This window comes from Massilia norwichensis (assembly GCF_024753245.1).
GTDB lineage: Bacteria > Pseudomonadota > Gammaproteobacteria > Burkholderiales > Burkholderiaceae_D > Telluria > Telluria norwichensis.
This window is the reverse complement of record NZ_JANUGX010000009.1, coordinates 97,719-111,772: the sequence shown is the minus strand read 5'-3', so window position 1 is coordinate 111,772 and position 14,054 is coordinate 97,719. Positions and strand designations below refer to the sequence as shown.

Genomic DNA, 14,054 nt, shown 5'->3' with positions numbered 1-14,054 from the left:
CGCTTCGATTACCTGAGCTTTTCGACCAGGGCGCGGATCGCCTGGCCGCGGTGGGAGATGGCGTTCTTCTCGGATGGCTCCAGCTCGGCGGTGGTCTTGCCCAGTGCCGGGATCAGGAAGTAAGGGTCGTAGCCGAAGCCGTTGGCGCCGCGCGGGGTGTCGACGATCTGGCCGCGCCAGATGCCGTCGGCGATCACCGGCTGCGGATCGTCGGCGTGGCGCACGTAGACCAGCACGCAATAGTAATAGGCCGACTTGTCGGCGTGGCTTGCGAGGTCTGCGATCAGCTTTTCGTTGTTGCGGGCGTCCGACTTCGGTTCGCCGGCATAGCGCGCCGAGTACACGCCGGGCGCGCCGCCGAGGGCGTTCACGCAGACGCCGGAATCGTCGGCCAGCGCCGGCAGGCCGGTCAGGCGCGAAGCATGGCGGGCCTTCTGCAGGGCGTTCTCGACGAAGGTGCCGAAGGGCTCTTCCGCTTCGGGGACGTTGAACTCGCCCTGTGGATGCAGTTCGAAGCCGATCGGGGCCAGCAGCTGGGCGAATTCCTTGAGCTTGCCTGCGTTGTTCGAGGCAAGGATGAGGCGTTGGGTCATGTTCTTTATCGGGTGCGCGGGGAAGCCGCTATTTTAGCGCCCCGGCCCCGTCAGCGCTCGTCGCTGATGAATGCGGCTTCCTCGTAAGCGCCCAGGGCTTGCGGCCTGTCGGGGATGTGGTTGGTCCTGAGGATCGTGCCTTCCTTCGCGTAGACCAGGTAGGACTCGCCTTCGCCTTTTTCGGTCGGCAACTGCCAGAACTGCGGCCGGCAGCCGATGGAAACCCAGACGCGGTTCCTGCTCGTGGCAAATTGCAGGGCCTGCCCTTCCGGGTAATGGCCCTTGATCGGTCTGTCGACCGTGAACACGGCCTGATGGTGCTGCCAGCCATCCTTGTCGACGGCTTCCTTCTCGAAAGTCAGCTTCGACAGCCGGCCGATGAAGATCAGGTCGGCCTGTTCCTTGAGCTTCGTAATCTCGGCCTTGGTTTCGTCGACGATCTGGCGCTGCCTTTCCGCCGCCTGCTCCTTGTTCATGATCGCGCATGCGCTGCCCAGGGCAGGCTGCAGGCCAGTCACGAGAACCAGCGCGGGAAGGATGCGGCAGGCAAGCATGTTCATGATTTCCTCCATTGAAATGGATGAGTATAGCCAGCGATTGCCCGCACACACTCACCGATTGTCACGACTGTCGCACGAGCATTTTTTTCGTCGACGCTATGTCCGTTTCTGCACAGAACCCTGCCCAACGCGGCCGTATGCTGACCCTCATGAAACCCGAAGACATCACCAAGGGCGCAGGCAGCGATGCCCCGGCAGCGCCCAAAAAGAAGCGCCGGATCAAACCCCTGTCACTCGCTGCGTGGAAGCAATTTATCAGGGTGGCCAAACCCTATTGGCTGGGCGAAGAAAAGAAGCAGGCCTGGCTGCTGCTCGGCCTGCTGATCGTGCTGATGCTGGCCGAAACCAAGTTCGCGGTGATGCTGAACGACCAGGCCGGCGAAATGACCTCGGCGCTGGCCAGCAGGAATGGCGACCGCTTCTGGACTTCGGTACGCGCCTGCCTGTTCGTGCTGGCCTTCGCGGTGCCGATCTACGCCTTCTATTACTACATGCGCGACCTGTTCGCCAACAAGTGGCGGCGCTGGCTGACCGGCCGCTTCCTCGACGGCTACCTGCAAGGCCGCAAGTACTACGAGCTGGGCGCCGACCCCGACATCGACAACCCCGACCAGCGCATCAGCGAGGACATCAACACCTTTACCGGCAGGTCGATCAACTTCCTGCTGATCTTCCTGGGTTCGATCATGCAGCTGGTGGCCTTCAGCGCCGTGCTGTGGTCGATTTCGCACCTGCTGGTCGGCGTGCTGGCGGTGTATGCGCTGACCGGCACCGTGGTCGCCTTGTGGGTGTTCGGCACGCCCCTGATCCACCTGAATTTCTGGCAGTTGCGGCGCGAGGCGGATTTCCGCTTCAGCCTGATGCGCGTGCGCGAGAATGCCGAGTCGATCGCCTTCTACCGCGGCGAGGCCCAGGAGCGCGCCCACATCGACAGCAAGCTGGACAAGGTCATCAACAACTTCGCGCGCCTGATCCGCAAGCAGCGTTCGCTCAACTTCTTCCAGCGCACCTTCAGCCAGCTGACCCTGGTGCTGCCGAGCGTGATCCTGGCCTCGCAGGTGCTGTCCGGCGAGCTGGAGGTCGGCCGCGCGGTGCAGGCGGCCGGCGCCTTTACCGCCGTGCTGGGCGCGGTCGGCGTCATCGTCGACAACTTCGAGAGCCTGAGCCGCTTCGTGGCCGGCATCGACCGCCTGCAGGGGCTGTCGAACCTGCTGCTGCCGGCCGAGAGCGGCAAGCCGGCGGAGGAAAGCCTGCAGCCGCGCATCCAGAAGCGCCCGGGCCAGCAGCTCACGCTCGAAGCCCTGACCCTGCACCCGCCGCAATCCGACCGCGTGCTGATCAAGGAGCTGAACCTGGTCCTCAAACCCGGCGACGCCCTGCTCATCACCGGCGACAGCGGCTGCGGCAAGAGCTCGCTGCTGCGCGCGATCGCCGGCCTGTGGCATCGCGGCAGCGGCACGATCCGCCATCCGCCGATGGAAGAGTTCTTCTTCCTGCCGCAGCAGCCCTACCTGCAGCACGGCAGCCTGCGCAGCCAGCTGATCTACCCGAGCGCGGATTGCGACCTGAGCGACGACCAGCTGCTGGCCATCCTCGAGCAGGTCCACCTGCCCTATCTGGCCGAGCGCGTGGGCGGCCTGGATGCGGTGCAGGACTGGGAAAAGCTGCTGTCGGTGGGCGAGCAGCAGCGCCTGGCCTTCGCCCGCGTGCTGGTGCACGAACCCGGCATCGTGATCCTCGACGAGGCGACCAGTGCGCTCGACAGCGCAAACGAGGCGTCGCTGTATGCGCGCCTGCGCGCAAGCGGCACCACCCTGATCAGCATCGCGCACCGGGCGGCGGTGCTGCGCCACCACACCCACGTGCTGCGCCTGAAGGGCGAAGGCGCATGGGAACTGCACGAGGCCAGCGGCTGCCAGTTCGATGCGCCAGGGGCCGCGACCGGCAGTGCGGGTGTCGAAGCGCCGCGGGCACAGGATGCGCGCAAGGCCGTGCCGGCGACGTCGCCGGCGATCAGGGTGCTGAGCCTTTGAGCGGCCGCGGCGGCACGCCTTCGCTGGTCATCGTGACCGGCCTGATCGTACCGTCTTCATTGAAATACAGCCGGTCGATGGCCAGTTCGCGGTGGTTGCCGTCCTTGTCGTTCAAGGGCCGGCGGTGATAGGCGATGTACCAGTCGTCGCTGCCCGGAATGTTCACGATCGAATGGTGCCCGGCGCCGCGCGCGATCCTGGCGTCCTGCTCGAGGATCGTGCCGATACGCCTGAAGGGCCCGACCGGTGACGCGCCCATGGCGTAGGCGACGCGGTAATCCGGCCCGGTCCACTCCCCTTCCGACCACATCAGGTAATACACGCCCTTGCGCTTGGCCATGAAGGAGCCTTCCACATAGGCCGGGTCCGGCGTGATCTCCTTGTAGGTGACGCCATCCGGGAAAGGCAGGAGGCTGAGCAGGTCGGGCGCCAGCCTGACCACGTTGGCATGCTTCCAGCCGCCGTAATACATATAGAGTTGGCCGTCGTCGTCCTTGAAGACCATCTGGTCGATCGGCTGGGCGCCGTTGTGGATTTCGCCGATCAGCGGTTTGCCGAGCGCGTCCCTGAATGGCCCCTCGGGACGGTCGCTGACGGCCACGCCGATGCCGCCGAGCTGGCCGTTGCTCTTGATGTCGTTGGCGCCGAAGAACAGGTAGTAGCGGCCATGGTGCTCGATGGCCGAAGGCGCCCAGACGGCATAGGCGGCCCAGGCAACCCGCTCGACGTCGAGCACGTGCGGGTGCCTGGTCCAGTGCACCAGGTCGGGCGAGGAAAAGGCGTCGAGGAAGGTCTGCTTCAGGAAGGGTTCCCAGATCAGCTGCGTCTGTGCGCGCAGCCGTTTTTGCCGGGCGTTGAAGGATGGCGGCTGCTCCGGCTTGCCGGCAGCGTCGGAATAGGTCGGATAGATCCAGTAGCGGCCATCGAAGATGCGGATTTCCGGATCGGCGTACCAGCCGGGCACGATCGGGTTGGCTGCCTGCGCCGCCATGCCGGCGACCGTCGATACCACCAGCAGCGCTGCCTGCGCCAGTACGCCGAGCTTGTTCTTCATTGGTCCTCCTGCGCCTGCGCGCGCCGCAATCCAGCCTATCAGATCAGTCAGGTTTGTGTGGAAACCTTCCCATTTTGGCAGAAATTTCTTTGCATGCGGTTAATTGTTCGTTAGCATCACTGTCCGTACACCATTACATAATTACGTACCAAGGAGACCTGAGCAATGAGCACCACGGAAATCTTCCTGCTGGCGATGCTGCTGATCTTCGTCGCCCCCTATCTGGTCTGGCGCCTGTGCCGCACCGATTATTTTGCGCCCCTGGTGATCGTCCAGATCATCATGGGCATCATCCTGGGCCCCGGCGTGGTCGGCGCATTCTTTCCCGAGTACCACAAATTCGTTTTCAATCCGGACGTGGTGAAGACCCTGAACGGCATCGCGCAATGGGGCGTGATGCTGTTCGTGATGCTGGCCGGCGTGGAACTCGACCTCAAGAAGGTCTGGCAGTACCGCCGCGAGAGCGCGGCCACGGCCGGCCTGTCGCTGGGCGTCCCGCTGCTGGCCGGCTGCGCCGCTGCTTTCCTGCTGATGCAATACCAGGGCTGGATCGGGTCGAAGGCGGCGCCCTGGCAGTTCATGCTCGGCACCGGCATGGCCTGCGCCGTGACCGCGCTGCCGATCCTGGTGCTCCTGCTCGAAAAGCTGAATATCCTGCGCCAGCCGATGGGCCAGCGCATCCTGCGTTACGCCAGCCTGGACGACGTCGCGATCTGGGGCGTGCTGGCGCTGATCATGCTCGACTGGGAACGGGTCGGCCGCCAGCTCGGCTTCCTGCTGCTGTTCGTGTTCCTGACGGTGCCCTTCCGCCGCCTGATGGCGCGCCTGCCGCGCAGCGACCGCTGGTACGTCGCCCTCGGCTGGCTGATCGCCTGCGCGTTCGGCGCCGACTGGGCCGGACTGCACTTCATGGTCGGCGCCTTCCTGGCGGGCGTGGTGATGGATGCCGATTGGTTCGGCCAGGAGCAGCTGGATGCCCTCTTCAAGAACGTGCTGATGGTGCTGATGCCGGTGTTCTTCCTCAGCACCGGCCTGCGCACCAAATGGGACCTGGGCGGCTACCAGGTGTTCTTCGCGGCCGGCCTGCTGTTGTTCGCCTCGGTCGGCGGCAAGCTGGCGGCTGCCCATATCGCCGGCAAGCTCCTGAACTGGAAGAGCGGCGAAGCCTCGATCATCGGCTGGCTGCTGCAGACCAAGGCGCTGATCGAGATCATCTTCGCCAACATCCTGCTCGACAAGCAGATCATCACCAGCGAAACCTTCACGGCCTTGCTGCTGATGGCAGTCGGCAGTACCATGCTGACGATCCCGGTCGTGCATCCCAAATTGCACCGGGCGCAGCACAGCGGCCTGGTCAATCAAGCGAGTTCATAACACCCCATGGCGAGAAGCGGTCTTTCAAAATCGCAGGTCCGGACCTGCCGCGAGCAACTGCTGGCGGCGGGGCGCTACCCTTCCGTCGACGCGGTGCGCCTGGCCCTGGGCAATACCGGCTCGAAATCGACCATCCACCGCTTCCTGAAGGAGCTGGCCGACGAGGACACGGGACGGGATGCCGGCAGCATGCGCGAAGACACCGCGCGCAGCCTGCACGACTTCGTCGAAGAACTGGCTGACCGCCTGCACGGCGACGCCCAGCAGCGCATCCGCCAGCTGGAAGCGGCGCATCGCGAGGCCTTGCTCGAGAAGGAGCGCGAGCTGGCCGCGCTGCGCGCGACCGTCGCCCGGCTGGAAGCGCGCCTGGAGGCGCTGGAAGAAGAGCGCGGCGGCTTCGGCTTCGACAGCGTCGACAGCTTCGGGCGCCTCGACGACGGTCCGCGCCCGGCCGGCCAAGGCTTCGGCGTCTTCAACAGCCGCCTGGCGGCATCGCGCGGCGGCCGCGACGTCTCGCCCTTCAGCATGATGGCCGGCGGGGCGCGCTCCGAAGCCTTCGACGTCGACAGCATGCGCCCGCCGGCACTCAAATTCCTGTAAACAGTCACGGACCACCCACCCCCGCTTGCGAGCCGCGATACATTTCCACTATACTCGAAATATCGAAACGATACGCGAGTCGAGCATGGACAACAATGATGCGGTAACAGCCCTGGCAGCACTGGCCCAGGAATCGCGGCTGGCTGCCTACCGCCTGCTGGTGCAGGCCGGCCCCGCCGGACTCGCCGCCAGCCGCATCGCCGACGCGCTCGGCATGCCGCCCTCGTCGCTGTCCTTCCACCTGAAAGAACTGAGCCATGCGAAGCTGATCGTGCCGCGCCAGGAAGGCCGCTTCGTGATCTACGCCGCGCAGTTCGACACGATGAATGCGCTGGTCGGTTTCCTGACCGAGAACTGCTGCGGGGGCGAACCCTGCCCTCCGGCCTGCAAGGCCTGACCCTGCTATGAACGTCCTTTTTCTCTGCACCGGCAATTCCTGCCGCTCGCTCATCGGCGAGGCCGTCTTCAACCACCTGGCCCCGAGCGGCTGGCGCGCCATCAGCGCCGGCAGCCAGCCAACGGGCAAGCTGAACGAGCGGGCATTGGCCCTGCTGGCCGCCAAGGGCATCCCGACCGCGGGCTACTTCAGCAAGTCCTGGGACGCGCTGCCGCTGGTGCCCGACATCGTGGTCACCGTTTGCGCCAGTGCCGCCGGCGAGACCTGCCCGGCCTATCTCGGCCCGGTCCTGCATACGCACTGGGGCGTGGACGATCCGAGCCACGTGGTCGGTCCCGATGCGGAAATCGACGCGGCCTTCGAGCAGGCCTATGCGATCCTGCGTGCGCGCATCGAAGCCTTCCTCGCCCTGCCGCCGGACTTGCTGCAAGCCGACCGTGCGCGCCTGAAGGTGGAGCTCGACCGCATCGGCGGCATCGGCGGCTAGGGCAGCGCCGTGCTGAGCGCCTTTCTCATTTTCGTCGCCACCCTCGGCCTGGTCATCTGGCAGCCGCGCGGACTGGGCATCGGCTGGAGCGCCGCCGCCGGTGCCTCGGCAGCCCTGCTCGCCGGCGTCGTCCAGGTCGGCGATATCCCGGTGGTCTGGCACATCGTCTGGAACGCGACCGGCACCTTCGTGGCAGTGATCGTCATCAGCCTACTGCTCGACAAAGCCGGGTTCTTCGAATGGGCGGCGCTGCACGTGGCACGCTGGGGAAAAGGAAGCGGACGGCGCCTGTTCGTGCTGCTGGTCCTGCTCGGCGCCGCGGTGGCCGCGCTGTTCGCCAACGACGGCGCCGCGCTGATCCTGACGCCCATCGTCGTCGCCATGCTGACGGCGCTGCGCTTCACGCCCCGGGCGACGCTGGCCTACGTGATGGCGGCCGGCTTCATCGCCGATACCGCCAGCCTGCCCCTTGGCGTATCGAACCTGGTGAACATCGTATCGAGCGACTACTTCGGGATCGGCTTCGCACGCTATGCGGCGGTGATGGTGCCGGTCAACCTGGTGTCGGTGGCGGCCACGCTCGCTGCCCTCGTTTGCTTCTTCCGCAAGGACATCCCGCCCGACTACGACCTGGCCCAGCTCAAGCAGCCGATGGAAGCGATCCACGACCGCGCCACCTTCCTCACCGGCTGGTGGGTGCTGGCGATGCTGCTCGTGGGTTTCTTCTGGCTCGACGACGCCGGCGTGCCGATCAGCGCGGTCGCCGCGACCGGCGCCTTGCTCCTGCTCGCCGTGGCGGCGCGCGGGCAGCGCATCCCGACCCGCGAGGTGCTGCGTGGGGCGCCGTGGCAGGTCGTCGTGTTTTCGCTGGGGATGTACCTGGTCGTGTACGGCCTGCGCAATGCCGGGCTGACCGCCTGGCTGACGGCCTTGCTGGATCGTTGCGCGCAGCACGGCATCTGGAGCGCCGCGCTGGGAACGGGCTTCATCACGGCCATCCTTTCGTCCATCATGAACAACATGCCGACCGTGCTGGTCGGCGCGCTGGCCATCGACGCCACTATGGCCCAGGGCGCGGTGCGCGAGGCGATGGTCTACGCGAACGTGATCGGCGCCGACCTGGGCCCCAAGATCACGCCGATCGGCAGCCTCGCCACCTTGCTGTGGCTACACGTGCTGTCGGCGAAGAACATCCGCATCTCCTGGGGCTATTATTTCAGGGTCGGCATCCTGCTGACGCTGCCCATTCTTCTGGTGACCTTGAGCGCGCTGGCCCTGCGCCTGGGTCTGGACTGAGCTGAAAGAAATCATGGACAAGATCCCGAATCTCCCCAACATCAAACCCGAACTGCTCGACCTGCCGACCATCGACAAGCTGGCGCCACAAGGCGACCTGCAGCACCCGCCGCGCATCCTGATGCTGTACGGCTCGCTGCGCGAACGCTCCTTCAGCCGCTTTCTCACCTACGAAGCGGCGCGCATCCTCGAGCATTTCGGTGCCGAGGTGAAGATCTTCGATCCGATGGAACTGCCGATGGTCGGCAGCGTGCCGGAGACGCATCCGAAGGTGGCCGAGCTGCGCGAACTCTGTCTGTGGTCGGAAGGCCAGGTCTGGTGCAGCCCGGAGCGCCATGGCGCGATCACCGCGGTGATGAAGAACCAGATCGACTGGATTCCGCTCGAAATGGGCGCGATCCGCCCGAGCCAGGGCCGCACGCTGGCGGTGATGCAGGTTTGCGGCGGTTCGCAGTCCTTCAACGTCGTCAACACGCTGCGCCTGCTGGGGCGCTGGATGCGCATGTTCACGATTCCGAACCAGTCCTCGGTGCCGATGGCCTACAAGGAATTCGACGAGGCCGGCCGCATGCGTCCTTCCGCCTACTACGACCGCGTGGTCGACGTGATGGAAGAGCTTTTCAAGATGACGCTGCTGCTGCGCGGCCGCACCGATTACCTGACCGACCGCTACAGCGAGCGCAACGAGCGCGCCCGCAAGGCGATCGACCGGCAGATCGAAAAGCTGTAACGGCGCTCAGCCGATCAGGCCCAGCGACTGCTTCTGCAGGGTCACCAGTTCGCGGATGCCCTTCTCGGCCAGGTCCAGCAGGCGGTTCATGCCGGCGCGCGAGAAGGCCGCGCCCTCGGCCGTGCCCTGCACTTCGACGAAGTGGCCGAGGTCGGTCATCACCACGTTCATGTCGGTGTCGCAGTCGGAATCCTCGATGTAGTCGAGGTCCAGCACCGGCATGCCCTTGTACACGCCCACCGACACCGCCGCCACGAACTGCTTGACCGGCACGGCGCCGATCAGGCCGCGGCCGACCAGCGCGTTGAAGGCATCGTAGGCCGCCACCATCGCGCCGGTGATCGACGCGGTGCGGGTGCCGCCGTCGGCCTGGATCACGTCGCAGTCCAGGTGCAGGGTGCGCTCGCCGAAGGCTTCCAGGTCGAAGGCGGCGCGCAGCGAGCGGCCGATCAGGCGCTGGATCTCCTGGGTACGGCCGGACTGCTTGCCGCGCGCGGCTTCGCGGTCCATGCGCGTGTGCGTCGAGCGCGGCAGCATGCCGTATTCCGCCGTCATCCAGCCCTGCCCTTTGCCCTTCAGGAAGCCCGGCACCTTCTCTTCGATGCTGGCGGTGCAGATCACCTTGGTGTCGCCGCATTCGATCAAGACCGACCCTTCGGCGTGCTTGGTGTACTGGCGGGTGATGCGGATGCTGCGCAGCTGGTCGACGCTGCGGTTGCTGGGGCGGGTGGTGAAGGTCATTTGGGTCCTTTTATTCGATCATTTGAGTAGCTGGGAAGATTTTTCGATCGCGTCGCGGATCTCGGCGATGGCCTTTTCGATGTCTTCGTCGTCGAAGTCGTCCAGCGCCGCGGTGGCCGGATTCGCCGGATCGGCCGCCGGCTGCTCGGCCAGGCGCGTCGTGACTTCGCCTTCGGGCAGCATCAGGGTCGAGACCATGCCGTCGTCGCCGCTGGATGCCGCATCGTGCGCGCCCTGCCACTGGATGGCGAGGGCGGTGGTGTTGTCGCCGCGGCTGCCTGCGATCGCGGTGGCCATGCCGATCATGTCCGGCACCGCCTGCACGATGGTGTGGGTCGACAGCTGGTGCACGATCTCGGTGTCGGGCAGGATGCCCCACAGGCCGTCCGAGCAGAGCAGCAGCACGTCGCCCGGCTCCAGGCTGGCCTGGCGCGACAGCTCGACCCGCGGCGGCGTGTTGGCGCCGAGGCAGCTGTAGAGTTTATTGCGGTCGGGGTGGGTATTGCGCTCGCTGGGGTCGGCCAGGCCCTTGGCGATCAGGTGTTCGATGTGCGAGTGGTCGCGCGTGCGCGCCAGGATCTGGCCGCGGCGCAGCCAGTACAGGCGCGAGTCGCCGCAATGCGCCCACACCGCGCAGTTGTGCTGAACCAGGCAGGCGACGATGGTGGTGCGCGGGTTGTCCGGCATGCCCTGCTCGCGGGCGTAGCGCTGGATCGCTTCGTGGGCCTGCATGAAGGCTTCTTCCAGAAAGCGCTCGGGCTTCCTGACCCAGGGCGTGGCCGCATTGCGGAACAGCGCCGACATGGTCTGCAGGGCGATGCCGGCCGCGACCTCGCCGCGCTGGTGGCCGCCCATGCCGTCGGCCAGCACCAGCAACAGGGCTTCGCGCGTGTAGCTGTAGCCCATGCGGTCCTGGTTGACCTTGCGGCCGCCGATGTGGCTTTGCTGGTAGACGGAAAACTGCATGGCGGTTCCTAGGCGAAGGGATTGATGCGGCCGACCAGGCTGCGCCAGCCGGATGCCGCGGGCGCGTCGGCCCGTTCTTTTGCGGGCCGCGCGGCGGACGCGGCCGGCGCGGCCGGCACCGGCGCGCCGGGCATGGCCGCCTGCAGCACCTTCTGCACCGCGAACACGCTCTGCGGACGCGCCAGCGGGTCCATGTCCAGGCAGGCCCGCGTCATCGCCAGCAGTTCGGGCGAATACGCATCTGCGATCCTGGCGAAGCGCTCGGGCATCTCGTCGCGGGTGCGGCGCTGGTCGGCCGGCTGCGGCGGCGCGGCGGCCATGCAGGCGTAGATCGCCGCGCCGATGCTGTAGATGTCGGTCCAGGGGCCGAGCGCGGCGCCCTTCGCATACAGCTCGGGGGCGGCAAAGCCGGGCGTGTACATCGGCGCCAGCGTCGGCACGTCGGTGTTGATGGTCTGGCGCGCGGCGCCGAAGTCCAGCAGCAGCGGGGTGCCGTCGGTACGCAGGTAGACGTTGGCGGGCTTGAGATCCAGGTGCAGCAGCTTGTTGGCGTGGACTTCGCGCAGGCCGCCGCAGACGCCCTTGAAGGCCTGGCGGATGAAGCCTTCGCTGGCGCGCTGGCCCTTGGCCAGCAGGCGCGCGATCTGCTCCTGCAGCGAATGGCCCGATTCGTAGGCCATCACCATATAGACCGTGTCGTTGGCGCGGAAGAAGTTCAGGACCCGCACCACGTTCGGATGGACGATCCTGGCCAGCGCCCTGCCCTCCTCGAAAAAGCACTTCAGGCCGATGCGGAACACCGGCAGATTGGCCTTCGAAATGATGGGAATCAGCTGGCCGGGCTGGCGCAGCGCCAGGGCGCTGGGGAGGTATTCCTTGATCGCGACCGCATTGCCGTCGCCATCATATGCAAGATAAACAATACTGAACCCGCCGGACGCAATTTTCTTTACAATGCGATATCCGCCAATTTCCAGCCCATCGGGCAGGGGAGCGTTATTTTGTGCAGCCATGTGGGAAGTATTCCTTGCGTAACACGGCGATTGTGTGGATAAATCACCGCTTTGTAAAGAATAAAGGGGCCCTCGCGGCCCCGTGATAACTCGGGGATTCCATTGAGCATTTCTAGCATGACAGGTTATGCGGTCGCCACCAGCGAAGGCGCTGCCGGCACCCTCACCATCGAGATCAAGAGCGTCAATTCACGCTTCCTCGACCTGCAGTTCCGCATCAACGACGAACTGCGCGCGCTGGAACCCGACCTGCGCTCGGCGATCATGGCGGCGATCACGCGCGGCAAGGTGGAAGTCCGCCTGTCCTTCGGCCGCAAGGCGGCAAGCGGCTCCCAGGTACTGAACCAGGCACTGCTGGCCGACCTGGCACGGCTGCAATCCGAAGTCACGCGCCATTTCGTTTCGGCCCCGCTGATGACCGTGGCCGAACTGCTGCGCTGGCCGGGCGTGATCGAGGAGGCGCAGGTTGGCCAGGAATCGCTGCAGGCCGACGTCGCCGCCCTCACCAAACAGGTGGTGGCCGCTTTCGTCGACAGCCGCAAGCGCGAAGGCGCCGCCCTGGAGGCGATGCTGCTGTCGCGCATCGAATCGATGGAAGCCATCGTCAAGCGCATCACGCCTTTGATCCCGCAGGTGATCTCGCAATTCCAGCAGAAGGCGGTGGAACGCATGCAGGACGCGCTGGGCCTGGCCGGCCACGCCAACCCGCAGGTGCTGACACGCCAGGAAGTGTTCGAGCGGATCCGCCAGGAAGTCACGCTGTACGGCATCCGCATCGACGTCTCGGAAGAGCTGTCGCGCCTGACCGCGCACCTGAACGAGACCCGTCACATCCTGAAAAAGGGCGGCCAGGTCGGCAAGCGCCTCGACTTCATGATGCAGGAACTGAACCGCGAAGCGAACACGCTGGGCGCCAAGGCCTCGGTCAAGGAGCTGGCGGATGCGTCGATGGAGCTGAAGCTGCTGATCGAGCAGATGCGGGAGCAGGTGCAGAATCTCGAATAATCGAGGGTCATGAATTCGGGGTCAGAGCCCACCCGTGAACACCGGGCTCTGACCCCGAATTCTGACCCCACTGATCAATCGCCGGCTTTTCAAGCTTGGCATGCGTGGGCACGGTGTGCCCACCCTACGGGGTGGGTGTTCCGTGCCCACGTGGATTTATGAACATCGAAAACGTAGCAAAAGGAACAACCATGATCACCACCGCCTTCTCCGGCAGCCTGTTCATTGTCGCCGCCCCGTCCGGCGCCGGCAAATCGACCCTGGTCAATGCCCTGCTGGCGCAGGAGCCCGGCATCAAGCTGTCGATCTCGACCACCACGCGTCCGCCGCGCCCGGGCGAACAGGACGGCGTCCACTACCACTTCACGACCGCCGACGACTTCGTCGCCCGCGCCGACCGCGGCGAGTTCCTGGAATGGGCCGAGGTGCACGGCAATTACTACGGCACCAGCCGCCTGAGCGTCGAACAGGAAATGAAGAACGGCACCGACATCCTGCTGGAGATCGACTGGCAGGGCGCGCGCCAGGTCAAGAAGTTGTTCCCGGATGCAGCCGGCATCTTCATCCTGCCGCCGTCGATCGCGGCGCTGGAAGAGCGCCTGCACAAGCGCGGCACCGACGAACCGCACATCATCACGCGACGTTTGCTGGCCGCGGGCGGTGAGATCGCTCACGCTCCGGAGTTCGAATATGCTATCATCAACGAAGAGTTCAACGTCGCCCTGTCCGAGCTGAGGGCGATTGTCAAAGCGACACGAGCACGATTCGCCCAGCAGGCGGCCCGCAATGCTTCGCTGTTCGCGCAGTTAGGCATCCACGCGCACCAACCGCAGAGCTGATCCCTCGGTAATTCGGGGTCAGAGCCCATTCGTTAAAACCGGGCTCTGACCCCGAATTACCGCCCGATTCGCAATTTATTTCCAGATCTAGGAGCACACCATGGCCCGCATCACCATCGAAGACTGCCTGAAGAATATCCCGAACCGCTTCCAGCTGACCCTGTCCGCGACCTACCGCGCGCGCCAGCTGCTGCAGGGCCACACCCCGAAGGTCGAAGCCAAGGACAAGCCGACCGTCGTCGCCCTGCGTGAAATCGCCGCCGGCAAGGTCGGCATCGAGATGCTGAAAAAGGTCCCGATGTAATTACGCCAGCCGGCATCGGCAGTACAAGAATAAGCCGGGGTTGGAGCTCAAGCGCATCAAGC

16 protein-coding genes are annotated in these 14,054 nt (G+C 65.5%); 10 read left to right on the top strand and 6 right to left on the bottom strand.

Annotation, left to right across the window (positions count from 1 at the left end):
- Positions 1-8: 8 nt before the first annotated feature.
- Both rdgB and NX782_RS09855 read right to left on the bottom strand, forming a co-directional pair.
- A complete protein-coding gene (rdgB, locus tag NX782_RS09860) occupies positions 9-593 on the bottom strand; it encodes an RdgB/HAM1 family non-canonical purine NTP pyrophosphatase (protein ID WP_258845275.1) in 585 nt (194 codons plus the stop codon).
- 50 nt (positions 594-643) lie between these two features.
- Complete coding sequence (locus NX782_RS09855; RefSeq protein WP_258845274.1) at positions 644-1,153, bottom strand: hypothetical protein; 510 nt, start codon at positions 1,151-1,153, stop codon at positions 644-646.
- A 149-nt stretch (positions 1,154-1,302) separates the two neighbouring features.
- Between NX782_RS09855 and NX782_RS09850 the strand changes: the two genes are divergently transcribed.
- Entirely contained in the window at positions 1,303-3,186 is a 1,884-nt protein-coding gene (locus NX782_RS09850; RefSeq protein WP_258845273.1) for an ABC transporter ATP-binding protein/permease, read from the top strand.
- On the opposite strand, the gene NX782_RS09845 is transcribed toward NX782_RS09850, so the two are convergent.
- Positions 3,167-4,240, bottom strand: a complete 1,074-nt coding sequence (locus tag NX782_RS09845) for a glycoside hydrolase family 43 protein (RefSeq protein ID WP_258845272.1) — start codon at positions 4,238-4,240, stop codon at positions 3,167-3,169. The genes NX782_RS09850 and NX782_RS09845 overlap by 20 nt on opposite strands.
- A gap of 165 nt (positions 4,241-4,405) precedes the next feature.
- On the opposite strand from NX782_RS09845, the gene NX782_RS09840 reads away from it, so the two are divergent.
- From NX782_RS09840 to arsH, 6 genes are all read left to right on the top strand, one after another.
- The gene (locus NX782_RS09840) at positions 4,406-5,614 is read left to right on the top strand and encodes a cation:proton antiporter (RefSeq protein WP_258845271.1); all 1,209 of its coding nucleotides are present in this window, start codon (positions 4,406-4,408) and stop codon (positions 5,612-5,614) included.
- 6 nt (positions 5,615-5,620) lie between these two features.
- Complete coding sequence (locus NX782_RS09835; protein ID WP_258845270.1) at positions 5,621-6,214, top strand: DNA-binding protein; 594 nt, start codon at positions 5,621-5,623, stop codon at positions 6,212-6,214.
- Positions 6,215-6,299: 85 nt separating this feature from the next.
- The gene (locus tag NX782_RS09830) at positions 6,300-6,611 is read left to right on the top strand and encodes an ArsR/SmtB family transcription factor (protein WP_258845269.1); all 312 of its coding nucleotides are present in this window, start codon (positions 6,300-6,302) and stop codon (positions 6,609-6,611) included.
- A 7-nt stretch (positions 6,612-6,618) separates the two neighbouring features.
- Complete coding sequence (locus NX782_RS09825; protein WP_258845268.1) at positions 6,619-7,098, top strand: arsenate reductase ArsC; 480 nt, start codon at positions 6,619-6,621, stop codon at positions 7,096-7,098.
- A gap of 9 nt (positions 7,099-7,107) precedes the next feature.
- Positions 7,108-8,394 carry an arsenic transporter gene (locus NX782_RS09820; RefSeq protein WP_258845267.1) on the top strand — a complete coding sequence of 429 codons (1,287 nt, stop codon included), beginning with the start codon at positions 7,108-7,110 and terminating at the stop codon, positions 8,392-8,394.
- Positions 8,395-8,407: 13 nt separating this feature from the next.
- Positions 8,408-9,124: an arsenical resistance protein ArsH gene (gene arsH / locus NX782_RS09815; protein WP_258845266.1), complete on the top strand. Its 717-nt coding sequence runs from the start codon at positions 8,408-8,410 to the stop codon at positions 9,122-9,124.
- 6 nt (positions 9,125-9,130) lie between these two features.
- On the opposite strand, the gene rph is transcribed toward arsH, so the two are convergent.
- The 3 genes from rph to NX782_RS09800 are packed head-to-tail and all read right to left on the bottom strand — an operon-like array spanning position 9,131 to position 11,844.
- Entirely contained in the window at positions 9,131-9,865 is a 735-nt protein-coding gene (gene rph / locus NX782_RS09810; RefSeq protein ID WP_258845265.1) for a ribonuclease PH, read from the bottom strand.
- Between the two features lie 18 nt (positions 9,866-9,883).
- Positions 9,884-10,831, bottom strand: a complete 948-nt coding sequence (locus NX782_RS09805; protein ID WP_258845264.1) for a PP2C family protein-serine/threonine phosphatase — start codon at positions 10,829-10,831, stop codon at positions 9,884-9,886.
- A gap of 8 nt (positions 10,832-10,839) precedes the next feature.
- The gene (locus tag NX782_RS09800) at positions 10,840-11,844 is read right to left on the bottom strand and encodes a serine/threonine protein kinase (RefSeq protein ID WP_258845263.1); all 1,005 of its coding nucleotides are present in this window, start codon (positions 11,842-11,844) and stop codon (positions 10,840-10,842) included.
- Positions 11,845-11,961: 117 nt separating this feature from the next.
- Here NX782_RS09800 and NX782_RS09795 point away from each other — a divergent pair, with 117 nt between their 5' ends.
- The 3 genes from NX782_RS09795 (at position 11,962) to rpoZ (ending at position 13,992) form a co-directional block, all read left to right on the top strand.
- On the top strand, positions 11,962-12,849 hold the full coding sequence (locus NX782_RS09795) for a YicC/YloC family endoribonuclease (RefSeq protein ID WP_258845262.1): 888 nt from the start codon (positions 11,962-11,964) through the stop codon (positions 12,847-12,849).
- A gap of 191 nt (positions 12,850-13,040) precedes the next feature.
- Complete coding sequence (gene gmk, locus NX782_RS09790; protein ID WP_258845261.1) at positions 13,041-13,688, top strand: guanylate kinase; 648 nt, start codon at positions 13,041-13,043, stop codon at positions 13,686-13,688.
- Positions 13,689-13,788: 100 nt separating this feature from the next.
- The gene (gene rpoZ / locus NX782_RS09785; RefSeq protein ID WP_123069763.1) at positions 13,789-13,992 is read left to right on the top strand and encodes a DNA-directed RNA polymerase subunit omega; all 204 of its coding nucleotides are present in this window, start codon (positions 13,789-13,791) and stop codon (positions 13,990-13,992) included.
- The last annotated feature ends 62 nt before the right edge of the window (positions 13,993-14,054 follow it).